The organism is Paenibacillus sp. IHBB 3054 (assembly GCF_051594305.1).
Taxonomy (GTDB): Bacteria; Bacillota; Bacilli; order Paenibacillales; family Paenibacillaceae; genus Paenibacillus_AQ.
In genome coordinates this window covers 26327-50518 of the sequence record NZ_JBOFBG010000016.1, presented here as the reverse complement: position 1 = coordinate 50518, position 24192 = coordinate 26327, and the positions used below count along the sequence as shown (strand labels likewise).

Below are 24192 nucleotides of genomic sequence, written 5' to 3'. Positions count from 1 at the left end.
ATTTATAAACAGACAAGAAAAGGGAGGCTTACCTGATGAAAGGTAAAAAAATCGCGTCTTCTTTAATGGCAGTCCTCATGCTTGCCGGGGTATTGACAGCCTGTACGTCCAAGAACAACAACAATGAGTCAAGCGCTTCTCCAACGGATTCCGGAAAGTCGGAAACTACTGCAAATACGGGTGGAGTGGACACTTCCAAGGAAGCCAAGCTGACGTACTACCTGTGGGGCAGTGAAGGGGTTAACAACAAGGCGATCCTTGGCGAGATCAACAAGAAGCTCAAGGCAGATCTGAATGCAAGCATTGAAGTGAAGTATATTGACTGGCCGGATACGGCTACCAAGTACCCGTTATTATTTGCTTCCGGTGAAAATTTTGATATGTCCCACGCCTCTCCCGGAGCACCAGTTTCCTATTTTACATTAGCCAGTGAAGGCGCACTCGTGGACATCACGGAGATGCTGGACAAGGTTGCTCCTAAGCTGAAGGCGGAAATTCCTGCAACTGTCTGGGAGAACACGAAGTACAAAGGCAAAATTTATGGAGTTCCGAGTCTTTACAGTGAATACACACCTACCGGTTTTGCTTATCGCTCTGATCTGCTGAATAAATACGGAATGGAAAAAATCAGCTCAATAGATGATATGGTGAAGTATATGGATAATGTTGTTGCTAACGAATCCTTCACGCCGATCAACGGCAAGGCTGAAGATGCGCAGAATATGTTCAGAATGCTGGTCGATACCACGGATATGTGGCTTAACGCCCCTGGTATTTCTCTAAATGAACTGAATCTGGTGACCAAGAGTCCGGAGGACTTCAAAACCGTCTTCCATCCGGCCTACACCCAGGAATTTGAAGACTGGGCTGTGAAAATGCGTGAATGGGCGGATAAAGGGTATTGGGGTAAAGATGTGCTGTCCGCAACCATGGGCGGGAAAGAGAACTTTAGAGCGGGAAACTCTGCAGGTTATTTGACTCATGCCCAAGACTGGATCGGCCAGTATGGAGCGGATATCAAGGCACAACCTGAATCAGATCCTTACTTCTTCACTTTCGCTGAAGCCAACAAGAAAATCAAACGTAAGATGGGCGTGGACAACTCGACCGTAATCAGCACAAATTCGGCCAATCCGGAACGTGCACTGATGGTGATTGAGAAGTTTATGACCGATGAAAGCTATTACAACCTTATTCAATACGGGATTGAAGGCAAGCAATATGTCATTGAAGACGGCATCAAGAAATTCCCTCCAGGCTACAATGAAAAAACGGATGCCGGCGGCTTCTCAGCCTGGTCACTCAGAAATGACAAGTTCGTTGTTCCGAGTGATACCGAAAACCCTATCCGCAACTCCTTGTTCGCTGAATGGGATAAAGTGGCGATCGATGATCCGTACAACGGATTCAGCTTTGATCCATCGAATGTGACTACAGAAATCGCTTCAATCTCCAACGTGAATTCACAGCTCGGTGTCCAGCTGATGCTTGGCAAAACTAGCCAGGAGCCTAAAAAGGCAGTTGCAGAATACCGCGAACAGTTGAAAAAAGCAGGAATTGACAAGGTCATTGCCGAAGTACAGAAACAATTGGCAGAATTTGTTCCTGTCAACTAAAGGAATGCTATAAGGCGTAAGGGAGCTATAATTACTTATAGCTCCTTTACCCATAGATGGGGGAGTACAGTGGACGTAAATATCAAGGATATCGCGCGGATTTCCGGTGTCGGTATCTCAACAGTCTCGCGGGTAATCAACAACAAAGGGCTGGTGAGCAAGGCGACAAGAGAGAAGGTTCTAAGTGTGGTCAGGGAATATAATTATGTTCCCAATTCCAACGCGCGGAATTTGAAAACCACGGAATCCAAGAACATCGCACTTATGGTCAAGGGGATTACCAATCCTTTCTTTTCCAATATGATCAAAGAAATCGAACGGCAGGTTAATTTGCGGGGTTACCCGTTTCTCATTCAGCAGGTGGAGGATGGGACGGATGAAATCAAAGCGGCCATCCAACTGGTGAAGGAAAAGAATCTCTGCGGGATTATCTTTATGGGCGGAACGTATAATCATTCCGAAGAAAAGTTCAAACAGCTGACGATTCCTTTTGTGCTGACGACGATTACCTCAACCCAGAAGGTGGACCCAACCATCTTTTCCAGTGTGATCATCGATGAATTGAAGGAAGCCTATAAGGCGACCAATTATTTAATCTCACTCGGGCATACGAATATCGGGTTTCTGGCTAAGTCCCCTTTATTGGATGAAACCACAGGCAACCGCCGGCACTTGGGCTACAAAAAAGCACTGGAAGAGCATAATCTGCCCTACGATGCCCAATTGGTCGAGGATTGTGAATACAGTCCCAGCTCCGGATTTAATGCCGCGCGAAGACTGTTCAACAAGAATAAGGGAGTTACGGCTATTTTTGCAGCCTCCGATACCATTGCGATTGGTGCAGCCAAAGCTGTGCTTACCGCTGGATTGTCTATTCCGGGAGACATCTCGATCCTTGGCTTTGATGGTATTGAGATGGCCGAATATTATCATCCCTCTCTGGATACAATCAGCCAACCGGGTACGGAAATGGCATTATCGAGCGTGGGCGTCCTCTTTGACCTCATTTCGGGACAGTCAAACAACCAGCATATTGTCTACGATGCGGTATTGCTCAAACGCGGCTCTTGCAGGATGATCAAAGATTATTAGGGTGAAGAGCTGACTATAATCATTAATGGAGTGGACCTAAGATGCACGAGACATTAAGAATAGGTACTCTGGTTCGCGGCGGAGAAGCTGTCACAGTTATTCCGCAAGTCTGATGCGGAATATGGAATACCTCAAAGATTGTTGTTAAAGGAGCAGGTAAAGCGCTGCTCCTTTTTGCTATAAAAAAACGTTATAATTATTCTGAAAAAAACCCATCATAAACGATAGCACTTCTGCAGGTTTTTATTTATAATAATTATTATCTGGATGTCATAAATAGTTCAAAGGTTTTGTAAAAAGCACTATTTCCTTGTGATATACTTAACACAGCGATTTCGGATATTGTGAATGACATACCTTTAAATATGGATAAACAGTGATAGTGCCTACACCACTGATTAGAGACTAGGATGGTGAACAAGCGATGCATATTGTCGTCGTTGGCCTAAATTACCGTACGGCTCCCGTAGAGGTGAGAGAGCAGTTCGCTTTTGCGGAGAAGGATCTGCCTGCGGCGCTCCATGAACTGATGCAGACCAAGAGCGTTCTGGAGGGGGTTGTTGTCGCCACCTGTAACCGGACGGAAATTTATGTGGTCGTGGACCGCCTTCATATGTGCGGATACTTCATCCGCAGCTTTATGGAGCAGTGGTTCAATGTAAAGAGTGAACAATTTGCACAGCATATGTATATATATGAAGATGAACAGGCAATTGCCCATTTGTTCCGTGTGACCTGCGGTTTGGATTCCATGGTGATTGGTGAGACGCAGATTCTGGGACAGGTGCGCAATTCTTTTTTGACTGCCCAAGCAGAAGGCGTGACCGGCACATGGTTCAACCAGCTGTTCAAGCAGGCTGTGACGCTTGGCAAACGTGCGCATAGTGAAACTTCGATCGGCGAAAGCGCGGTTTCGGTCAGCTATGCGGCTGTGGAGCTGGGCAAGCGGATTTTCGGCATGTTCACCGGCAAAAGAGTGCTGATTCTCGGCGCCGGCAAAATGAGCGAGCTTACGGTGAAGCATCTGTACAGCAGTGGTGCGGCAGAGGTTATTGTTGCCAACCGCACGTTGTCGCGGGCGATAGAGCTGGCTGAGAAGTTCTCGGGCAAGCCGAGCACGATTGATGAGGCTTTGAAGCATCTCGATGAAGTGGATATTGTCATCAGCTCTACTGGCGCTGACGGTTTTGTACTGACAGCGGATCAGGTGGCTGCCGGTATGAAGCGCCGTCCTTCGCGGCCGCTGTTCATGATTGATATTGCCGTTCCGCGTGATATTGATCCGGCGGCGGCAAGTGTGCCGGATGTGTTCCTGTATGACATTGATGATCTGGAAGGCATCGTCGAGAGCAATCTGGAGATGCGCCGCAGTGAAGCGGCCAAGATCGAGGTCATGATCGCAGAAGAGATGGAGGAATTCCAGGTATGGCTGAAGACGCTTGGCGTCAGACCGGTCATCCGTGCGCTTCAGGACAAATCGAACGGAATTTATGAAGAAACTATGGATAGTCTGTTCAACAAGCTGCCCGAGCTGGACGAGCACCAGCGCAAGGTGATCCGCCGCCTGACGAAAAGTATTGTGAACCAGATGATGCATGATCCGATCAATGTGATTAAGGAACTGTCCGGCGGCAAGCAGGGGAGTGAGGCACTTGATTATTTCACGCAAATCTTTGCACTTCAGGAGCAGTTGGGAACCGATCCGGACGGCGGCAGCCCTGCACCGGTTGAGCGGACTGACAATGAACGTTCTTCAAGCATCGACTTCAACGTGCCTAAGACGGTGTTTGCTCCGGCAGGCCTGCTGGGCGGGTGAAGAACATGCAACTGCTGAACGGAATATATGATACCGCTCTGCTGCTATATGCCCTGAGCCTGCTGTTTATTTTCTCGGATTGCCTTCGGCGTAATCCGGGCGGGAAGCGGCTAGGCACGGGGCTTCTTGTCGTTGTGGGACTGTTGCAGTCTGCCGGGCTTGCGATCCGGTTCTCCCAGGAGGGAGGACTGCCTATATTCACCCCTTATGATTTCCTGTTCTGGTTCTCATTCAGTATCGTGCTGACTTCGCTTGCGGTGGCGTACACGCGCGGAGGTGAATTCACCATCCTGCTGCTCAGTGGAGCGGGCTTCAGTGTGTTCCTGCTGAACCGGGTATGGCTGACGGCTGCGGATCATGGCCTGGAGAGCTGGAGTGCGGTGCACGGATGGCTGGCAATGCACATTATTTTAGCTAATTTGAGCTTTGGCGCACTGACACTGGGTGCGGTATTTGCGATAATGTATCTGTTCCTGCACAGTAAGCTGAAGAGCAAGAAATGGGATGACCGCGTCCGGCGTCTGCCTAGTCTGGAAACGATGGACAAATATTCGTATACATCAATCCTCGCGGGGGTTCCCCTGCTGAGCGTATCGCTTGTGCTGGCGGGCATGTCCATTATCGCAGAGGGACGGACCCCGCTGTTCCAGGATCCCAAGGTGCTGACTACACTTGTCGGGCTTGGGATTTACATAACCTATATCTTGCTGAAGCGGTCCGGCCGAAGAAGCGGGACGGTTATGGCCCGCTGGGCGATTTCGGGATACGGCTTCATTATCCTGAATTTTCTGCTGAATTCATGGTCTGATTTCCACGGCTGGGGCGGGAAGTGATGAACATGGTGAATTATATTCCGGTCATGCTGGATTTGCAGGATCAACGGGTAGTGGTAATCGGCGGCGGGGCCGTTGCCGAGCGTAAAATAGGTCCGCTGCTGGAAGCGGGAGCGACAGTGACCGTTGTTAGCCTCTCGCTAACGGAGAGGCTTAGCGAATTTGCAGAGAAGGGCATGCTAATCTGGATTAGCCGCCCTTATGCTCCCGGAGATCTTGAGGGGGCCTTTCTGGTCTATGCCGCCAGCAGTGATGCGGCGGTTAATGAAGCAGCCGCACGCGAGGCCAAGGCTTTGGGCCTTCCGGTGAATGTGGCCAGCCATGCCGAGGCGGGGAATTTCATTACTCCCGGCGTGCTTCGCCGGGGGCGTCTGACGGTGGCCGTATCGACTTCGGGCGCTGGTCCTGGTGTGGCTGCGAAGATTACGGAGCAGGTTGCGGAGATGCTGGGCGAGGAATACGAGCCGTACCTGGATTTTTTGCATGCGCTGCGGGTAGAGATCAAGCGGCAGGAGCCTTCAGCCGCGGTCCGTGCCCGGCTTCTGCGCAAGCTGGCCCATCTGGGCGTGTTGGATGAGATCAGACAGGGTACTTTTAAAGACTGGAGCCCGGAGACGGTTCAGGTCTGGATTGCCGCTAACCGTGAGGCGTAGGTACGTTGAAGATCCGGGAACGTTGGGCTGACTGCTGAAGAAGGCACGAGTTGCTGGTAGAAGTGAAAAACCTGCCAGAATGTTGCGGGAGTAATTGGTGGCCGAATCCGGGGAAACGCCGGGTAAATGACCGGAATGCGGCTGAACCAAGCCTTGCGGATGCGGTTGTAAAGAGCGGCTCACGGTAAGTTCCGCTGATCTTGGGGGCAAATGTGAGAATTTGAAGGAACGGCAGGCATGCCGCTGATTGTATAAGAGTAGTATGATTGTGAGAGCAGTAAGGCACATGCAGGTTACCGGGAGGAATGTAAATATGCGCAAGATTATTGTAGGCAGCAGACAAAGCGCGCTCGCGCTGACACAGACGGGGCATGTCATCGCCGATCTGGAGCGTCTGAGTGAGGAGCACGGCTTCGGCTTCACCTTTGAAGTGCACCGGATTGTCACCAAAGGCGACCGGATTCTGGACGTCACCTTGTCCAAAGTGGGCGGCAAAGGGTTGTTCGTAAAGGAAATTGAGCAGGCCATGCTGGCCAAAGAGATCGATATGGCTGTACATAGTATGAAGGATATGCCCTCTGAACTGCCGGAAGGGCTGATTAACGGGGCTGTGCCGCGACGGGTCGATCCGCGCGACTGCCTGATCGCCACCGGATCCGCTAGTCTGGATGAGCTGCCGCAGGGTGCGCGTGTCGGTACCAGCAGCCTGCGCCGTTCCAGCCAGCTAGCCGCACTGCGGCCTGATCTGGACATCCAGCCGGTGCGCGGCAACATTGACTCACGGCTGAAGAAGCTGGAGAGCGGCGAATTCGACGCGATCCTGCTGGCGGCTGCGGGCCTCTCGCGCATGGGCTGGGAGGATCGGGTAACGGCCTATCTGCCGCCGGAGGTCTGTCTGCCTGCTGTAGGGCAGGGAGCACTCGGCATCGAATGCCGGGAGGATGATGCCGAGCTGCGGAAGTTGCTGGCACTTTACAATGATGAGCATACGGCCCTTACAGTGGCGGCGGAACGGACGTTTCTTGGCGCACTGAACGGCGGCTGCCAGGTGCCGATTGGCGCTTTTGCGGTACTGGGAGCAGAAGACAGTGGAACTGAATCCAATGCATCAGCAGGTTCTGCTGCACCGGATTCTACCCGCCGGGTCATCACATTGACCGGCATGGTGGGAACGCCGGATGGCTCAGTGATCCTGAAGGAAACCTGCACCGGGGAAGATCCGGTTCAGCTTGGCGAAGAGGTCGCCAGGAAGCTTATTGCCCGGGGAGCGGAGAAAATTTTGGCGGATGTAAGGGGATGATGGAGATGAAGGGGAAAGTCTATCTTGTAGGTGCAGGTCCAGGGGACGCCAAGCTGATTACGGTGAAAGGCCTGGAGTGCATCCAGAAGGCGGATGTGCTGGTATACGACCGGCTGGCCAGCCCGAGGTTGTTGAAACATATGAAGTCCGGCGGAGAAAAAATATACGTAGGCAAGCTGCCTGACCGCCATACGATGAAGCAGGAGGAAATCAATCAGCTGCTCGTCGATTTGGCGCTTGAGGGGAAGACGGTCGTGCGGCTGAAGGGCGGAGACCCGACGATTTTTGGCCGTGTGGGTGAAGAAGCGGAGCTGCTGCGCAGACATGGCATTTATTATGAGATCGTGCCGGGCATTACCTCGGCGATCAGCGTGCCGGCATATGCTGGCATTCCGGTGACTCACCGGGATTATGCTTCCTCGCTCTCGATTATTACCGGACATGAAAGTCCGGATAAGCTGGATCATTCCATTCATTGGGATAAGGTGACGAATGCTACGGGAACACTGGTGTTTCTGATGGGCGTTGCCAAAATCGGCTATATCAGCGCCCAGCTAATCAAACACGGGCGGCCGCCGGAAACGCCGGTCGCGCTTGTCCGCTGGGGCACACGCGCCGATCAGGAGACGCTGATCGGGACACTCGCCGACATTGAGGCGAAGGTAAAGGCGGCTGATTTCCAGCCGCCTGCCGTCATCGTCGTCGGCGACGTGGTGCTGCAGCGCCAGCAGCTGATGTGGGTAGAAGCGCTGCCGCTGTTCGGCAAGCGCATTGTGGTTACACGGGCCCGCAGCCAGGCCAGTGAGCTGGTGGACCGGATCGAGGAACTCGGCGGCGAGCCGTACGAGTTCCCGGTCATTGAGACGGTCATGCCGGAAGGCGCAGAGAAGAAGGCCAAGATTGTGGAAGCGCTCGGCGCGTTATCCGCATACGACTGGGTCTTCTTCACGAGCGCGAACGGCGTGGAGTTTTTTTGGCGTCACCTGGCGGAGCTCAAGGTGGACATCCGCGGCCTGCACCGCGCGCGCATCGGCGCGGTGGGACCGGCCACAGCCGCGGCGCTGGCCCAGCGCGGGCTGGTGGCCGAGGAGCTGCCTGGAGTCTTCCAGGCAGAGGGGCTGATCGAAGCCTTCGGCTCAAGGCTGCAGCCTGGGCAGAAGGTGCTGCTGCCACGCGGCGACCTCGCGCGCGAGTGGCTGCCGGACAAGCTGAGGGAGCTGGGGCTGGAAGTGACCGAAGTGGACACCTACGAGACGGTGGTCACCGGCGAGGATGACATCGAGCTGCTTAAGCTGCTGGAGGAGAAGCGGATTCACGCGGTTACCTTCACCAGCTCTTCGACAGTGCGCAACTTCATCAGCATCCTGAAGCGGATGGGGCTTGAAGATCCGCTTCCGCTGCTGGCGGGCGTGAAGATTGCCTGCATCGGCCCCGTGACCGAAAAGACCGCCGTAGAAGCCGGTCTCACCCCGGGGCTGCTCCCCGACGAGGCGACGATCGAGGGATTAGTACAGGAGTTGTGCCGCTGGAATGAAGGAACGCGGCTGCGATAATCATTTAATGGCTGACGGACGAATAGGGAAATCTAACTTAGCTGCACTTTGTACAACTAAAGTAGGCTTAAACCCCTCATAAGGATGGTTAGTTGTATTCTGTACAGCTAAATTTGCCCATTTAAGCGAAAATTCGCTATTTCGGTGATTTTAGTTGTATGAAGTACATTTAGGCGGCAAAACAGCGGGCATATTGTGAATTTAGTTGCAGAGAATGCAGTTAGCGCAATCTACCTGTGTTTGTCTGAGTTTGCTTGGTTTGCTTGGTTTGCTTGGTTTGCTTGGTTTGCTTGGTTTGCTTAGTTGCTTGGTTTGCTTAGTTTGCTGGGTTTGCTTAGTTTGCTTAGTTTGCTTAGTTTGCTTAGTTGCTTAGTTGCTTAGTTTGCTTAGTTAGCCTGGTTTGCCTGGTTTGCCCTTTGTTTGCCTGTGTTTTTCTGAGTAACTCAGAGTTCACCTCAGTCCGACCGAGTTCGCCTGTGACTACATGAGTGCCCCTCTTCGGGTCTCATTCAGTTCACAGCTGGGCTATTCTTCAATAGATCACTTAACTTATGTGTTTATATATCTACTATACAGGAGGATGTCCAATGAGTTTTCCAATTACACGGCACCGCCGTCTGCGCGGGACAGCCGGAATTCGCGGAATGGTGCGTGAGACGATATTAAATACGCTGGATTTCATCCAGCCGATTTTTGTAACCTATGGAACAGGTGTGAAGAATGAGATCGGCTCCATGCCGGGTGTGTATCATTTTTCGCTCGACATGCTGAAGGCCGAAGTGGATGAGATTGCTGCACTGGGCATTCCTGCTGTGCTGCTGTTTGGCATTCCTGAGACCAAGGATGCGATTGGTTCTTCTGGTTTTGCCGATGACGGCATCGTGCAGGAAGCTACGCGGCTGATCAAGCAGTGGTATCCTGAGCTGCTGGTCGTTGCCGATACCTGCCTGTGTGAATTCACCGATCACGGCCACTGCGGGATGGTTCATACCCATACAGTAGACGGTGTTGTACACGGCGATGTCATCAACGATGCTTCGCTTGAGCTGCTGACCCGTACAGCGGTATCGCAGGCCAAGGCCGGGGCGGACATTATCGCACCTTCCAACATGATGGATGGTTTCGTGCAGGCGATCCGCATCGGACTGGATGAGAATGGCTTCGAGCATGTGCCGATTATGTCCTATTCGGTAAAATATGCTTCGGCCTTCTACGGCCCGTTCCGTGAAGCCGCTGACTCTGCTCCGCAGTTCGGCAACCGCAAAACCTACCAGATGGACCCGGCCAATCTGCGGGAAGCGATCCGTGAAGCGGATTCGGATGTGCTGGAAGGTGCAGATATGCTGATGGTGAAACCGGCGCTGGCTTATCTGGATGTCATCCGGACCATCCGCGACCAGTTCGATCTGCCGCTGGTTGCCTACAATGTGAGCGGAGAATACTCCATGGTCAAAGCGGCAGCACTGCAGGGCTGGATCGACGAGCAGGCGGTAGTACTGGAAATGCTGACCGGTATGAAGCGTGCAGGAGCGGATATTATCATTACCTATTTTGCCAAGGATGCGGCACGCTGGCTGCAGGGCTAAGCTAATCAAGAATAGAACAGGAGTGAGGAACCATGGGTAATGTGCCATTGGCGCGCCGGGAAGAAGCTTCCCGTGCAGCTTTTGAAGAAGCGAAGCAGTATATTCCCGGCGGGGTGAACAGCCCGGTGCGGGCGTTCAAATCCGTAGGATTGACACCGGTTTATGTGGATCATGGCGCGGGTTCGCGCATTTACGATATCGACGGCAACAGCTTTATTGACTACGTCTGCTCGTGGGGACCGCTCATTATGGGGCATGCCCATCCCGAGGTCGTAAAGGCCTTGCAGGAGACGGCGGTAAAAGGGACAAGCTTTGGCGCGCCTACGCTGCTGGAGACGGAAATGGCCAAAACAGTGGTGGAACGTGTCCCTTCAGTGGATATCGTGCGGATGGTCAACTCCGGTACAGAAGCTACTATGAGTGCGATCCGGTTGGCTCGGGGAACTACCGGACGCAGCAAAATCCTCAAGTTTGAGGGTTCGTACCATGGTCATGCGGACAGCCTGCTGATCAAAGCCGGCTCCGGCGTAGCCACGCTTGGTTTGCCGGATAGCCCTGGCGTGCCTGAAGGCGTAGCGGTCAACACGATCACTGTGCCGTACAATGACCTGGAAGGGGTCAAAATCGCTTTTGAACGCTATGGCAGTGAGATTGCTGCGATTATTGTAGAACCGATTGCCGGGAATATGGGCGTTGTGCCTCCGCTTCCGGGCTTCCTTGAAGGCTTGCGCAAGGTGACGACGGGTTACGGAGCACTGCTGATTTTTGATGAGGTCATGACAGGCTTCCGCGTGAACCGCAGCTGCGCTCAGGGACTGTTCGGCATTGAACCGGATCTGACCTGCTTCGGCAAAGTAATCGGCGGAGGTCTCCCGGTAGGCGCTTATGGCGGCAAAAGAGAGATTATGGAACAGATCGCTCCATCCGGCCCGATCTACCAAGCGGGTACGCTCAGCGGCAATCCGCTGGCGATGGCTTCCGGTCTCAGCACGCTGAAGCTGCTGACGCCAGAGGTGTACGACCGCCTGGAGACACTCGGCGCACGTCTGGAAGCAGGTCTTAAGCGGAATAGCGCCGAGACCGGCATTCCGCTGACAATTAACCGTGTGGGCTCCATGGTCTGCCCGTTCTTTACCGAAGGTCCGGTAATCAACTTCGAAACGGCCAAAACCAGTAACCTGGATATGTTCCGCAGCTACTTCGCCAAGATGCTCGATCAGGGCATCAGTGTTCCGCCATCGCAGTTCGAGGGAATGTTCGTATCCGCCGTACACAGCGAGCAGGATATCGATGATACTATCGAAGCTCACTTGAACGCCCTGAAGTCACTGTGACGTCTGGAGCAGATAATGCGCTGGTCCAGGGCGGCGGCGCCTGGACCCGGCGCGGCGAATGGCTGGAGGCCATGCCCGGCCGGGTCGTTACCGGAGCAGCTGATCCGCAGGCTGCGGTAGACCGCTGGTTGCTGGAGACGGCCGGGATGCCGGTGAAGCTCCATGCCCGGCTGCGCCGCGAAGGCGGCATCCAGTGGAAGGGCGACCGGCTGCGGCTGGCGCTTTTTCCTTACCGCGAAGCGGGCATTGAGCCAATGTGGCAGGAGCTTGAAGTGCTGTATGAGGACGACTTTTGCCTTGTTGTCCATAAGCCTGCGGGTATGGCGGTTCACCCGGACGGCAGCGGGTCAGATACAACGCTGGATCATGTTGTTGCAGCGCATTATGCTGCTTCCGGCGGAGGCGTCGCTGTGAGGCATATACACCGGTTGGACAAGGATACCACGGGTCCTGTGCTCTATGCGAAGAATGAATATGCGCAGCTTGTACTCGATGAAGACATGCGCGAGAAGGTGGTATCGCGGCGGTACGCCGCGATTGTGGAGGGCGTCGTCCCGCCTGCGCTCAAGGTGATCGACGCCCCAATTGGCCGCGACCGCCATCATGCGGCGCGCAGGCGTGTGTCGCCCGGAGGACAATCCGCGGTAACGTTAATCCTTGGACGCGAGGTGCTGCAAGGCGGCACTTCGCTTAAGGTGCAGCTGGAAACCGGACGTACGCATCAGATCCGCGTTCACCTCAGCCATATGGGGCATCCGCTGTACGGGGATGAGCTGTATGGCGGGCCGCGCTGGGGTTTGACAGGCAGCAGCCGTCAGGCTCTGCACGGTGAGGTGCTGGCTTTCAGCCATCCCTGGAGCAAGGAAAGGCTGGAAATAGCCGATCCATGGCCGGAAGATATGCTGCGGCTGCGGGAGGAACTGGACGGCGGGACAATAGGCTGAAATCAGTCTGTTGGAGTTGCCTAGCGACTAAATGATCTAAAGACAATCAAATTTTATAATGCAACTATAAAGAGACCCGAGGCTGAAGGGGCTGTACCTGTTTGTGAGACAGGATGCAGTCCCGACTCCCACCTTGGCGTCTTTTTTTGTTGTTGGAAAATTAACAACCACAATCACAAATGTGAATAAGTCGCAAACTTGAAGATGTGAATCCGCGAATGAGAGGCACAAGTACCTCCGAATAGGCGGAAGGTGAGCGATTTGGCGAAATGAGAGGTACAAGTCCCTCCGAATTGGTGAAAGGTGAGCGATTTGGCGAAATGAGAGGCACAAGTACATCCGAATAGGCAGATGGTGAGCGATTTGGCGAATGAGAGGTACAAGTACCTCCGAATTGGTGAAAGGTGAGCGAATAGTGGGAAAGCTGGGTGTCGCCCCTTTAAAGCACCAGCCGTGCTAAATATTTAGCGGGATGATACATTTCTACGTCTCGGTTCGTCTTTCTAATAAAGGAGATGGACAGCAGATGAAATGGAACAGAATCTCTGTAACGATAGCCGTCTTCGATGCGGTTTTAATAATTGGCGGGAGTATTACTGCAGCTACTGCCGGTTCGGATGTTGTGAAACTGATTCAGCAATTTGGCAGTTTTACTGTGACCGTAGACAATCAATCCGATTACGATCTGTTTTCCGTAGAAACTGGGGTCCTTACGAGTGATTCCGCTGGCCAGATCATTGAGAGCAGTTCCAAGGAAAGCTTCGAGCAAGGGATACCCAGTGGAAGAAAGGTGAAAATCAGCCCTGAACTAAGCCTTTCCGGCGAAGGCGGAATTTATCTTAAGTATACCGATCCAAGAGATGAGGACTCGCCGAAAACGGTCGGGATATGTTCGTATACCGAGTCCTTATCGGGACATTCCAAGGTCATCATTACAAATGATGATGTAAGTGTTGAAGAAAATTGCAGCTAAATTAGTAGTGCCGCTGTGTTTCTACTTTCGTGTCCCCCCTTATTTCCCGCCCCCCAGCAAGTGGAAGTGCCAATCTGCCGTTTTTGGGTATAACACTAATAAGATATATACCCTTACGAAATGCAGCTTGGCACATTAACGATCCTACGACTGGGGGCATAGCCATGAAATGGCAGGGAAGAAGAGGCAGTTCGAATGTGGAGGACCGCAGAGGCAGAGGCAGAGGCGGGGGCGGCGGGAAGGTCATTGGCGGCGGGATCGGCGGAATTATTCTTGTAGTGATTGTAACACTGCTCAGCGGGGGCAATGCCGGGGATATATTAGGGAACCTGACATCCAGCGGTACCAATTCTTCAGCTCCTTATGAGCAGACGGCTGAGGAGCAGGAGCTTTCCGAATTTGTATCCGTGGTTCTTGCCGACACCGAGGAGGTGTGGGGTGAGATTTTTAAGCAGCAGGGAATGACCTATGAGGATCCGACGCTTGTAATGTACAGCGGCAGTGTGGATTCTGCCTGCGGAACGGCCACTTCGGCAGTAGGGCCGTTTTATTGTCCCGGGGACGCCAAGCTGTATATTGATCTGAGCTTCTATGATGAGCTGCAGCAGCGCTTCCAGGCGCCGGGCGACTTCGCGATGGCTTATGTCATTGCCCACGAGGTGGGCCATCATGTACAGACCCTGCTGGGCACGTCGGAGCAGCTGAATTCCCTTCGCCAGAGTCTGAGCGAGAAGGAATTCAATAAATATCAGGTCCGGTTCGAGCTGCAGGCCGATTATCTGGCCGGAGTCTGGGCCAATCACGCCCAGGGCATGAACCTGCTGGAAGAAGGCGATCTGGAGGAGGCTCTGACGGCGGCGAGTGCGGTTGGCGATGACACGATCCAGAAGCAGGCACAAGGATATGCGGTGCCGGACAGCTTCACCCACGGGTCTTCGGAGCAGCGGAAACGCTGGTTCTACAAAGGTTTTAACTCCGGTACCATTGAAGGCGGAGATACTTTTAACGCTGCCCAGCTATAGAATATGAGAGGGCAAAGTGTCAGCCGTTCAACCCGGAGAACCATCCATCCCCCTGTGCGGGAGCGAGCTAAGCCAAGTATAAATAAGCCTGCAGACAGAGCCGTTACGGCCTCGTCTACAGGCTTTTATTCTTTGGAGGAAAGCCGTTTCCTTCCGGGCTTTTTGGATTCCAGCAGCTGGTCGGCAGACCTACTTCTATTAACGGGCAGGTGCTTTTTTTCATAGAAAGAGACTGTTGCCCATGCCTTATAGCCAGCGCTGGTCATATAATACTTTGTTAACGCGGAGCAGGCTGCTCCTCATGGAATGAATTCTACAAGCCGGGGAGAGGGGTTCATGAAAATACTGCTGGTCACCTACTGGGGACTCACTAATATGGGCGGAATCTGGACGTATATGAAACAGCTCTCAGACAAGCTGAGCGAGCAGGGGCATTCTGTTACACTGATGGGAAGCCATGTAGAGAGCAATACGTTATATTTGCTGAACCAGGAGAGCTATTTTGATAAAAATGCATACTATAACACGCTGCTGCCTTATCTCGATCCTCAGCGGTTTCCGCATCTGTACCTGGAGCATGGCATCTTCAGTTTTGAAATTGGCCGTTATGTGTTTGAGGCGGGAGCGGCTGTGCTCGGCCTGGAGGACTATGATCTCATCCACGCCCAGGATTCCATCTCCACTTACGCGCTGCGGCGGGTGATGAAAAATCGGGTGCCGCTGGTATCCAGCATTCACGGGGCATTGGCCCGGGAGTCGTATTACGAGTATAAGGGGATTGAACCGGAGCTTACGAAGGAGAAATACGAGAGTCGGCCGATTTGGAGCTATTTCCGCCGGATTGAGCAGCTTGGCGCACATGCCGCCGATCTGATCCTGGTCTCTTCAAAATGGATCGGTCAACTGGTGAATGAGCTCGGCGTCATTCCGGAGCGGATTCATACGCTGCCTTACGGGATCAACCTGGAGCAGTACAATGACAAGGCTGCATTGCCTTCCCCGGTACAGCTTGGCGGGGGACATAAGGTGATTATGTACGCCGGCCGTTTCGAGTACATCAAGGGCGTGCATGTGCTGATCGGTGCACTGGGTCTGGTGCATCGCAGCCGTCAGGACTGGGTCTGCGTCTTAGCCGGGAGCGGTAGTCTCCTGGAAGAGCTGAGATCACAGGCGGCAGCGCTGGGGATTCAGGGACATCTGGTGTTTGTGGGTAATTTGGACAATATCCCAGCCACGTTGCAGCAGGCCGATATCTATGTGCAGCCCAGCCTGCAGGATACGCAGCCCTACTCGGTCACAGAAGCCCAGCTTGCCGGTATTGCACCGATTGTGGCTGGGACAACGGGAATGCCGGAAATGGTTAAGCACGGGGAAACAGGCTGGATCTTTCCCGCGGAAGATTCAGGGGGGCTGGCGGAGCTGCTGCTTCTGCTGCTAGGCGATGATGAACTGCGCGGGCGGACAGGAAACCAGGCGAGAAAATGGGCGGTCCGCTGCCGCTCGCTGGATGTCATGACGGAAGGAACGCTTAAGGTGTACCGCAAAGCGGTGGGAAAACAAGCCTGGCGTAGAGGGGGAACCGGAGGCGAAATGCTGGCGGTGGAAAAGGAAGCCGGAGCGATTCAGGGAGCTTTTCATCCGGCTGATTTGCTGGGCAGCATTACCCCCGGCAATCCACTGGTGCCGGTTCTGCGAAGCAGGCTGCCGCTGGATTATTCCGTTCCCGATGCCCGTATTCTTGGTTTTGACAAGCAATAAGAGACGGCCGCTCTGATGAAGTGTCCAAAGTTGTCATGCCTTTCTGATTGAAGCATATACATGAGAGGAGTAACATTTTGGGCTTATGCTCTGGGCTTGTCTCGGGGTTAGATTATGCCAAGAAGGAGGACATTTCCCGTGTTTGACCAGTCCCACGGTTTGCGGTTTGATATTTATGAACGCATCCACCTTTCGGAAGAACTTCCGGGAATCGCTGAACTGGAAGAGGTGGAGCTGATTCCGGAAATCCAGGTGATTCAGCGGGAGGACCGGGCCGAGTTGTACGGACAGCTTCTGCTCACCGGACTCTACCGGGGTGAGAATGACCGGACGGAACGTCTGGAGCATGCCATTCCTGTTGAAATCACAGTACCGCTGACCCGGGTCAGCTCACTTGAAGACATAGGGGTGGAGATCGAGAATTTCGATATCGACCTGCTTACGATGCGTACGGTCAATATAACTGGTGTACTCTCGCTGCGGGGAATCGGGGGAGCGGAGACGCAGCCCGCCTGGCAGCAGGAGGAGTACACGGCAGCTTATTCACCTGACGAGGAAAAACAGGCCCCGGGGGTTAGGGTAGAGGCCCGGGAGCATGAGAACGATGCCTTGTATGAAAACTCAGTGTGGACTTATGGCGAAGGCACCGCAGAGAGTTTCGCTGAGGAGCATGAGTTTGCCCACAGTGGTCCTGAAGCTGCAGTGAATCCGCTGTTTTTGGAAGGCACCGTGTTCACCCACCAGCCCGCTGCATCCCCACCGGCCCAGCAGAAGGACAAGGAAGTGAAGGTGCGGACACACAGCTTTGATAGCCCGCAGGGGACATCAGCAGCCGGAACTGCGAACAACGAACCTGTTTCGGGTCACTTTTTCGGGGCACAAGGGAGAGCGGAACAGGCCGTTCCGGCCGCTGGAAATCAGGCTGGCTATACAAATCCCTTTAACAGTTCTGACATTGCCAAAGTATCAGGCACCGAAAGTTCAGGCAGCGCAAAGGATATTTCGGATGCTGCCGCTGAGAATACAGCCGCGGAGGCGCATGCGTCCCATCAGGAAGAAGAGGATTTCTCTGCTGAAAATGGGGACTATGCGGCACTTTTTGCTCAGGATAGCTCCGTATCTCACGCTGATCAGGAGAACGCGGGCGAAGGCGTGATCTCTAAGGAAGCAGCACCTCCGCAGGAGGAGAAGCCGGATCTGAAGGTTGCCCTGGGAAGCAAGAGAGAAGAAGATATTCCCGCGAAGGAGCATCTCACCTTCTCTTCCCTGCTCAGCTCCAGCCGCTCCCGCAAGGAACAGGAAGAGCTTATCGCCGAGGATACATCTGTGGCGGCGCCTGTTCCGGACTCCGGCCGTGACGGGGAATGGAAAAGCCGCTTTATCGGTGGCTTGAACGGCAAGGATCTGTTCCGTAAAGTGCGTCTCTGCATTGTCCAGCGTGAAGAAACAATCGATACTATAGCGGAGAAATATCAGCTCAGTGCAAGAGAGCTTGTCATGTACAACCGTCTTTCCGGTCAGAATGTGGAGGAAGGCCAAGTTTTGTATATCCCTTAAGAGATGCCGGCAGGCGCATCGGTGTCAGAATCCCGATCGGATGAGATCGGGATTTTTTGTATTTCTGTCCTCTGAGCTGAGATTAAGGATGAACATCAGGGGTTCGAATCAGGCGAAGGAGGCTAATTTTAGAAATGGGCGGTATAAGTCCCTCAGTTTGTGTGTATGCTGGTTGACTAGGAATAGTACTAAATGTATTATTGGATTAAGTAAATTCTTAATAAAGACTGGGAACGGGAAGAGTAGGCGGTCAGCCCTTCAGAGAGCGGAACTATAAATTGCTGTGAGTTTCCGCAGGATGCAGCCACCGAAGTCGCCCCGGAGTTGCCCCTCTGAGCTTGTCTTCAGATTCATGAAGCACAGGTTAGGAAGTGGCCGGTTGCAGCCGTTATCTGCGTGAGTGTCGCGCTAAGTTTCCGGAACCTATGGGACCGGAACGGTGTTTATTTTTTATTGGCGCGAAACAAAGGTGGTACCGCGAAAGAATGGCCTTTCGTCCTTTGAGACGAAGGGCCTTTTTGTATTTTTTTTCAGAGGTCCAGCTTCAGAGATACATCTACCAATGCTACTTAAATGGAGGGTTTAGAATGGCTGATCACAACAAAGCGGCGGCAGAGCTGCTGAAGCCGCAAGATCCGGCACAGGATGCTGCTGAGGGCAATAGCGCAAAGAGCGATATGCCGACTACATATGATCCGAAGGCGGCTGAACAGAAATGGTATGCCTACTGGATGGAGAAGGAGTTCTTCAAGGCTGGAATGCGGCCTGAAGCAGAGCCTTACAGCATTGTAATTCCACCGCCGAATGTAACCGGGATGCTGCACATCGGGCATGCGCTCGATTTCACGCTGCAGGATATCCTGATCCGTACCAAGCGGATGCAGGGCTTCGATACCCTTTGGCTCCCGGGAACGGACCATGCTGGTATTGCTACCCAGACCAAGGTGGAGCAGAAGCTGCGCCAGCAGGGCCTTTCCCGGCATGATCTGGGCCGCGAGAAATTCCTGGAGCAGGTATGGGAGTGGAAGGACCAGTATGCCAAGACCATTCATGAACAGTGGGCCAAGATGGGCCTGTCCCTCGACTATTCGCGCGAGCGGTTCACTCTGGATAAAGGGATGTCCAGCGGTGTACGCCAGGTATTTGTGGAGTTATACCGTAAAGGACTGATCTACCGCGGCAAGCGCATTATCAACTGGGATCCGGCAGCCCGTACCGCTTTATCCGATATTGAAGTTGAGTACAAAGAGGTTAACGGCCACCTGTATCACCTGCGCTATCCTCTTAAAGACGGCAGCGGATTCATCACCGTAGCAACGACACGTCCGGAGACGATGCTGGGCGATACGGCGGTAGCGGTGCATCCGAAGGATGAACGCTATCAGGATCTAATCGGCAAAACGTTGATCCTTCCGGTCATCGGCCGGGAAATTCCGATTATCGCCGATGACTATGTAGAGAAAGAATTCGGCAGCGGCGCGGTTAAGATCACTCCGGCCCATGATCCGAATGACTTTGAAGTTGGCCTGCGCCACAACCTTCCGCAGATCAATGTGATGGACGAAGGCGGCACGATGAACGAGGAGGCCGGTCCTTATCAGGGACTGGACCGCAGCGAATGCCGCAAAGCGATTGTTGCTGATCTCAAAGAGCAGGGCGTTCTGATTTCGATTGAGGACCATCTGCATCAGGTAGGACACAGCGAGCGTTCCGGCGCAGTGGTTGAGCCTTATCTGTCCACCCAGTGGTTCGTGAAGATGCAGCCGCTGGCTGAAGCTGCCATCACGGCACAGAAGAACGGCGACGGCGTCAACTTCGTGCCGGACCGTTTTGAGAAAACGTATTTGAACTGGATCGAAAATGTGCGTGACTGGTGTATTTCCCGCCAATTGTGGTGGGGACACCGCATCCCGGCCTGGTACTCGGAATCTACAGGTGAAGTGTTTGTAGCGTATACGGAAGAGGAAGCCCGCGAAATCAGCGGACTTGATGATCTGAAGCAGGATGAGGACGTTCTCGATACATGGTTCAGCTCCAATCTGTGGCCGTTCGCTACACTGGGCTGGCCGGATGAAAGCAGCAGCGACTATCAGCGGTTTTATCCGAACAATGTCCTGGTTACCGGCTATGACATTATCTACTTCTGGGTAGCGCGCATGATCTTCTCCGCGCTGGAGTTCACCGGCAAGAAGCCGTTCTCCGATGTATTTATGCACGGCTTGGTGCGGGATGCCGAAGGACGCAAGATGTCCAAATCGCTCGGCAACGGGATTGATCCGCTGGATGTTATCGAGCAATATGGTGCAGATGCTATGCGTTATATGATTTCGACAGGCAGCACAGCCGGACAGGATCTGCGTTTCCGCATGGAGAAGGTAGAGCAGGCGCGTAATTTTGCCAACAAGATCTGGAATGCCTCGCGCTTTGCACTGATGAATCTGGAAGGCGTAAACTTTGCAGATATTGACATTACAGGTGAGCTTAGCACGGCAGACCGCTGGATTCTGCATCGCTTGAACGAAACTTCTCGTGATATTACGCGTCTAATTGACTCGTACGAGTACGGCGAGACCGGCCGCCTCTTGTATAACTTCATTTGGGATGATTTATGTGACTGGTATATCGAGTTCGCGAAGCTGTCGCTTTATGGAGCTGACCCTGCTGCCAAAGCGAAGACGCAATCGGTGCTGGCCTATGTGCTGGACCGTACGCTGCGCCTGATTCACCCGTTCATGCCGTTCATTACCGAAGAAATTTGGCAGCATCTGCCGCATGAAGGCGAAACGATCACCCTGGCGGAATGGCCTAAATATGATGCGGCGCTTGAGAATCCGCAGGCAGTGGCAGAAATGACCCTGCTAATGGACATCATTCGTGCGGTTCGTAATATCCGCGCCGAGGTGAATGTGCCGATGAGCAAGAAGGTTGAGCTGATCATCAAAGCCGGAAATGAAGACACCTTGAGCATCATTACCCGCAACGACAATTACATCGGACGCTTCTGCAACACATCTTCGTTCGAAGCAAGCCTTGATCCGCAGACGCCGGATAAAGTCATGTCCGCAGTAGTTACGGGCGCAGAGCTTCTTCTGCCGCTGTCGGGGCTGATCGATATTGAGCAGGAAATTATCCGTCTGGAAAAAGAAGTTCAGAGTCTGAACAGCGAAGTAGAGCGCGTGGAGAAGAAGCTCGGCAATCAGGGCTTCGTGGCCAAGGCGCCGGCAAAAGTCATCGAAGAGGAACGTGCAAAGCAGGCGGACTATTCCGCAAAACGCGAGAAAGTGCTCGCCCGCATCGCAGAGCTGAGAGGATAAGGGATATGGAAGAGATCATCGGGAGCGGCGGTACCGCTCCCTTAAGTTCCTATACAGAAGCGGTAGAGTGGATCAATAGTTTGATTCCTTTCGGCATCCGTCCGGGTCTGGAGCGGATTGAGCTGCTGATGGAGAAGCTGGACCGTCCGCATCGCAAGCTGAAATTCATTCACGTGGCGGGGACGAACGGAAAGGGCTCGACCTGCGCTTTTTTGACCAGTGTGCTGATCCAGAGCGGTTACAGTGTAGGGACCTTTACTTCGCCCTATATCACCAAGTTCACTAACCGTTTCCAGTACAATGGAACGGATATTCCCGAAGATACTTTGCTGGAGCTGTCGAATAAGCTTCGCCCGCTGGTACAGGAAATTGCAGACAGCGAGCTTGGTTCACCGACGATGTTCGAGGTGGCTACAGCGCTGGCTATTCTCTACTTCGGGGAGGTCTGTTATCCGGATGTAGTCGTATGGGAGACGGGGCTTGGGGGAAGGCTGGATGTAACAAACATCGTGACACCTATTGTGTCCGTGATTACGAATGTCGGACATGATCATACCGATGTGCTGGGAGATACGCTGGAGGAAATTGCCGGTGAGAAGGCCGGAATTATCAAACCGGGTGTTCCTGCAGTCAGCTGTGTGAGCCAGCCGGAAGTGATAGCGGTGCTTAAGGCCAAAGCGGCAGACAGCCGCTCTACCCTCTATCTGGCCGGAGAAGATTTCAGCTATGAGCTAGCCGGAATCAAAGACGGCGTGCAGAGCTTTAACTTTAAGGGTCCTTTCCGCTCCCTTGAAATCGGCATTGCCATGAAAGGCGAGCATCAGCTCAGCAATGCGGCCGGGGCCATGATGGCGCTGGAGGTTCTGCGGCAATATATGGCTTTTATGCTGGAGGATGAGGATGTGCTGGAGGGTTTCCGAAGCACATTCTGGGCTGGAAGGCTGGAAGAGGTAAGTGCTTCTCCGCGCATTGTACTGGATGGGGCGCACAACCCCGAAGGTGCGGAGAGCCTGGCCAAGAGCCTTCCGCAGTTTTATAAATACGGTAAATTAAATTTGCTCATGGGGATGCTGGCAAATAAGCATCATGAGTCATACTTCAAGCATATACTGCCTATAGTGGATACGCTCATCCTGACCGAACCGGATTTCCGGAAGAAAATGGACGCGGAAGATCTGCAGGCCATCGCAGAACGTCTGCGTGAGAAATATGCTAAAGAAAACTTAAAAATCATAGTAGAACGTAATTGGGGTAAGGCGCTGCAACTGCTGCAATCGATCACAGCGGAAGACGACCTTGCTGTCGTGTCCGGAACGCTGTATTTGATTTCTGATGTACGAAGTACGCTTTTGCAGCAACCCGATTCTGAAAAAGGCTGGTGACGAACTGTTGGATACTACTGAACGTGTGCATTTTATAGGGATCGGCGGCTACGGAATGAGCGCGATTGCCCGGGTGATGCTGGAAATGGGATATACGGTTACGGGCTCCGATGTGGCAGCTCAGGAATTAACCGAGAAATTGATTGCCAAAGGTGCCAAAGTTTATATTGGACATACTGCGGAACAGGTTAAGGGTGCAGATCTGGTTGTTTATTCTACAGCACTCGCAAGCGATAATGTGGAATGGGTAGAGGCAGAACGTCTCAAAATCCCGGTTCTGCACCGCTCGCAAATGCTGGCCCGGCTGCTGAATGAACGCAAAGGGGTAGCTGTCGCCGGCGCGCACGGCAAAACTACCACCTCTTCGATGATCGCGCTGATCATGGAAGATTGCGGAGTGGACCCGACCTATATTATCGGTGGAGAGATTATGAATGTCGGTACGAATGCCAAGGCAGGACAAGGGGAGTTTGTTGTGGCCGAAGCGGATGAAAGCGACGGCTCGTTCCTGCAGTATCATCCTTGGCTGGGGATCGTAACGAATATTGAAGCGGATCATCTCGAGAATTACGGCGGTGACTTCGGCCGCCTGAAGGCCGCTTACGTGCAGTTTATGAACCAGCTGCGCGAAGACGGCACCGCGATTGTGTGTGCGGATGATGAGACTGTCAGCACCCTTTTACCTGAGGTTAAGGGCTCGGTGATTACCTACGGTATTCATCAGAACGCTCATTATATAGCCACTGACATCGTGCTCGGCGACCGGCAGGTGGCGTATACAATGAACAGCGGCGGTCAAGTGCTAGGGCGCATTGAGCTCTCCATTCCCGGACAGTACAATCTGTATAATTCAATGGCTGCGGTCATTGCTTGTCTGAAGTCAGGGATTGCATTTGAAGAAATCGCTGCAGCTATCGTGAAATTCCATGGAGCGAAGCGCCGGTTCCAGGTGCTTGGCGAAATCAATGATATTCTTGTAATAGACGATTACGCCCATCATCCAACGGAGATCCAGGCAACGATCAGCGCAGCCAAAGCAACCGGCAAACGGATTATTGCCGTGTTCCAGCCGCAGCGCTACACCCGTACCTTCTTTCTGCTGGATGCGTTCAGCCGTGCCTTCAGCGAAGCTGATGAAGTGATCATTACGGATATCTATTCGCCGGCCGGAGAGAAGCAGATTGAAGGTGTCACTTCCGCAAAGCTGGTGGAGCTGATTATACAGAACAGCAACGCCGGTGCAAGGCATCTGCCTACCAAAGAAGCCGTGCTAGCTGACCTGCGGGGCCGTATCGCTCCCGGTGATCTGGTGATCACGATGGGTGCAGGTGATATCTGGAAGGTTGGGTATGCACTGGCTGATGACTTGCGGGAACTTGAAAAATAAGAATAGGATGACTTCTGTGAGCCGTTAATGCAGAATTGATTCTCATGAAGCCAAAGCGTATTTTGTCCGTTA

At 53.2% G+C, this 24192-nt stretch carries 17 protein-coding genes and 1 other annotated feature; all 17 genes read left to right on the top strand.

The features are described 5' to 3' along the window. The first annotated feature begins 35 nt into the window (after positions 1 to 35). On the top strand, positions 36 to 1616 hold the full coding sequence (locus ACQ76X_RS18115) for a DUF3502 domain-containing protein (protein WP_438495313.1): 1581 nt from the start codon (positions 36 to 38) through the stop codon (positions 1614 to 1616). A gap of 69 nt (positions 1617 to 1685) precedes the next feature. Next, positions 1686 to 2708 carry a LacI family DNA-binding transcriptional regulator gene (locus tag ACQ76X_RS18110; protein WP_438495312.1) on the top strand — a complete coding sequence of 341 codons (1023 nt, stop codon included), beginning with the start codon at positions 1686 to 1688 and terminating at the stop codon, positions 2706 to 2708. A gap of 424 nt (positions 2709 to 3132) precedes the next feature. Continuing rightward, on the top strand, positions 3133 to 4524 hold the full coding sequence (gene hemA / locus ACQ76X_RS18105; protein WP_038595736.1) for a glutamyl-tRNA reductase: 1392 nt from the start codon (positions 3133 to 3135) through the stop codon (positions 4522 to 4524). 5 nt (positions 4525 to 4529) lie between these two features. Continuing rightward, positions 4530 to 5357, top strand: a complete 828-nt coding sequence (gene ccsA, locus ACQ76X_RS18100; protein ID WP_340899736.1) for a cytochrome c biogenesis protein CcsA — start codon at positions 4530 to 4532, stop codon at positions 5355 to 5357. Further along, complete coding sequence (locus ACQ76X_RS18095; protein ID WP_438495311.1) at positions 5357 to 6010, top strand: precorrin-2 dehydrogenase/sirohydrochlorin ferrochelatase family protein; 654 nt, start codon at positions 5357 to 5359, stop codon at positions 6008 to 6010. The genes ccsA and ACQ76X_RS18095 overlap by 1 nt, the downstream gene beginning before the upstream one ends. 313 nt (positions 6011 to 6323) lie before the next feature. Further along, entirely contained in the window at positions 6324 to 7310 is a 987-nt protein-coding gene (gene hemC, locus ACQ76X_RS18090; protein WP_438495310.1) for a hydroxymethylbilane synthase, read from the top strand. A 5-nt stretch (positions 7311 to 7315) separates the two neighbouring features. Then, positions 7316 to 8863 (top strand): uroporphyrinogen-III C-methyltransferase, encoded by a 1548-nt coding sequence (gene cobA / locus ACQ76X_RS18085; RefSeq protein ID WP_438495378.1) that lies wholly within the window; start codon positions 7316 to 7318, stop codon positions 8861 to 8863. 587 nt (positions 8864 to 9450) lie between these two features. Beyond that, a complete protein-coding gene (gene hemB / locus ACQ76X_RS18080; protein ID WP_438495309.1) occupies positions 9451 to 10449 on the top strand; it encodes a porphobilinogen synthase in 999 nt (332 codons plus the stop codon). 32 nt (positions 10450 to 10481) lie between these two features. Next, entirely contained in the window at positions 10482 to 11783 is a 1302-nt protein-coding gene (gene hemL / locus ACQ76X_RS18075; RefSeq protein WP_038595727.1) for a glutamate-1-semialdehyde 2,1-aminomutase, read from the top strand. A gap of 71 nt (positions 11784 to 11854) precedes the next feature. Continuing rightward, positions 11855 to 12727 carry an RluA family pseudouridine synthase gene (locus ACQ76X_RS18070; RefSeq protein ID WP_438495377.1) on the top strand — a complete coding sequence of 291 codons (873 nt, stop codon included), beginning with the start codon at positions 11855 to 11857 and terminating at the stop codon, positions 12725 to 12727. A gap of 526 nt (positions 12728 to 13253) precedes the next feature. Next, entirely contained in the window at positions 13254 to 13700 is a 447-nt protein-coding gene (locus ACQ76X_RS18065; protein WP_438495308.1) for a hypothetical protein, read from the top strand. 164 nt (positions 13701 to 13864) lie between these two features. After that, a complete protein-coding gene (gene ypfJ / locus ACQ76X_RS18060) occupies positions 13865 to 14722 on the top strand; it encodes a KPN_02809 family neutral zinc metallopeptidase (RefSeq protein WP_438495307.1) in 858 nt (285 codons plus the stop codon). 336 nt (positions 14723 to 15058) lie between these two features. Next, a complete protein-coding gene (locus ACQ76X_RS18055; protein ID WP_438495306.1) occupies positions 15059 to 16480 on the top strand; it encodes a glycosyltransferase family 4 protein in 1422 nt (473 codons plus the stop codon). 138 nt (positions 16481 to 16618) lie between these two features. After that, complete coding sequence (locus tag ACQ76X_RS18050) at positions 16619 to 18037, top strand: LysM peptidoglycan-binding domain-containing protein (RefSeq protein ID WP_438495305.1); 1419 nt, start codon at positions 16619 to 16621, stop codon at positions 18035 to 18037. A 220-nt stretch (positions 18038 to 18257) separates the two neighbouring features. Further along, positions 18258 to 18541, top strand: a binding site (T-box leader). A gap of 173 nt (positions 18542 to 18714) precedes the next feature. Further along, a complete protein-coding gene (locus ACQ76X_RS18045) occupies positions 18715 to 21351 on the top strand; it encodes a valine--tRNA ligase (RefSeq protein WP_438495376.1) in 2637 nt (878 codons plus the stop codon). 5 nt (positions 21352 to 21356) lie between these two features. After that, complete coding sequence (locus tag ACQ76X_RS18040) at positions 21357 to 22733, top strand: bifunctional folylpolyglutamate synthase/dihydrofolate synthase (RefSeq protein ID WP_438495304.1); 1377 nt, start codon at positions 21357 to 21359, stop codon at positions 22731 to 22733. Positions 22734 to 22740: 7 nt separating this feature from the next. Beyond that, positions 22741 to 24120, top strand: coding sequence for a UDP-N-acetylmuramate--L-alanine ligase (murC, locus tag ACQ76X_RS18035; RefSeq protein ID WP_438495303.1), 1380 nt, complete (start codon positions 22741 to 22743; stop codon positions 24118 to 24120). Positions 24121 to 24192: the final 72 nt, after the last annotated feature.

What these genes read in the sequence shown, in the direction of transcription:
- ACQ76X_RS18055 (WP_438495306.1), top strand. Translation starts at nt 15,059, where the DNA reads ATGAAAATACTGCTGGTCACCTACTGGGGACTCACTAATATGGGCGGA.
- ypfJ (WP_438495307.1), top strand. Translation starts at nt 13,865, where the DNA reads ATGAAATGGCAGGGAAGAAGAGGCAGTTCGAATGTGGAGGACCGCAGA.
- ACQ76X_RS18065 (WP_438495308.1), top strand. Translation starts at nt 13,254, where the DNA reads ATGAAATGGAACAGAATCTCTGTAACGATAGCCGTCTTCGATGCGGTT.
- ACQ76X_RS18045 (WP_438495376.1), top strand. Translation starts at nt 18,715, where the DNA reads ATGCCGACTACATATGATCCGAAGGCGGCTGAACAGAAATGGTATGCC.
- hemL (WP_038595727.1), top strand. Translation starts at nt 10,482, where the DNA reads ATGGGTAATGTGCCATTGGCGCGCCGGGAAGAAGCTTCCCGTGCAGCT.
- ccsA (WP_340899736.1), top strand. Translation starts at nt 4,530, where the DNA reads ATGCAACTGCTGAACGGAATATATGATACCGCTCTGCTGCTATATGCC.
- cobA (WP_438495378.1), top strand. Translation starts at nt 7,316, where the DNA reads ATGAAGGGGAAAGTCTATCTTGTAGGTGCAGGTCCAGGGGACGCCAAG.
- hemC (WP_438495310.1), top strand. Translation starts at nt 6,324, where the DNA reads ATGCGCAAGATTATTGTAGGCAGCAGACAAAGCGCGCTCGCGCTGACA.
- ACQ76X_RS18095 (WP_438495311.1), top strand. Translation starts at nt 5,357, where the DNA reads ATGAACATGGTGAATTATATTCCGGTCATGCTGGATTTGCAGGATCAA.
- ACQ76X_RS18040 (WP_438495304.1), top strand. Translation starts at nt 21,357, where the DNA reads ATGGAAGAGATCATCGGGAGCGGCGGTACCGCTCCCTTAAGTTCCTAT.
- ACQ76X_RS18070 (WP_438495377.1), top strand. Translation starts at nt 11,855, where the DNA reads ATGCCCGGCCGGGTCGTTACCGGAGCAGCTGATCCGCAGGCTGCGGTA.
- ACQ76X_RS18115 (WP_438495313.1), top strand. Translation starts at nt 36, where the DNA reads ATGAAAGGTAAAAAAATCGCGTCTTCTTTAATGGCAGTCCTCATGCTT.
- hemA (WP_038595736.1), top strand. Translation starts at nt 3,133, where the DNA reads ATGCATATTGTCGTCGTTGGCCTAAATTACCGTACGGCTCCCGTAGAG.
- hemB (WP_438495309.1), top strand. Translation starts at nt 9,451, where the DNA reads ATGAGTTTTCCAATTACACGGCACCGCCGTCTGCGCGGGACAGCCGGA.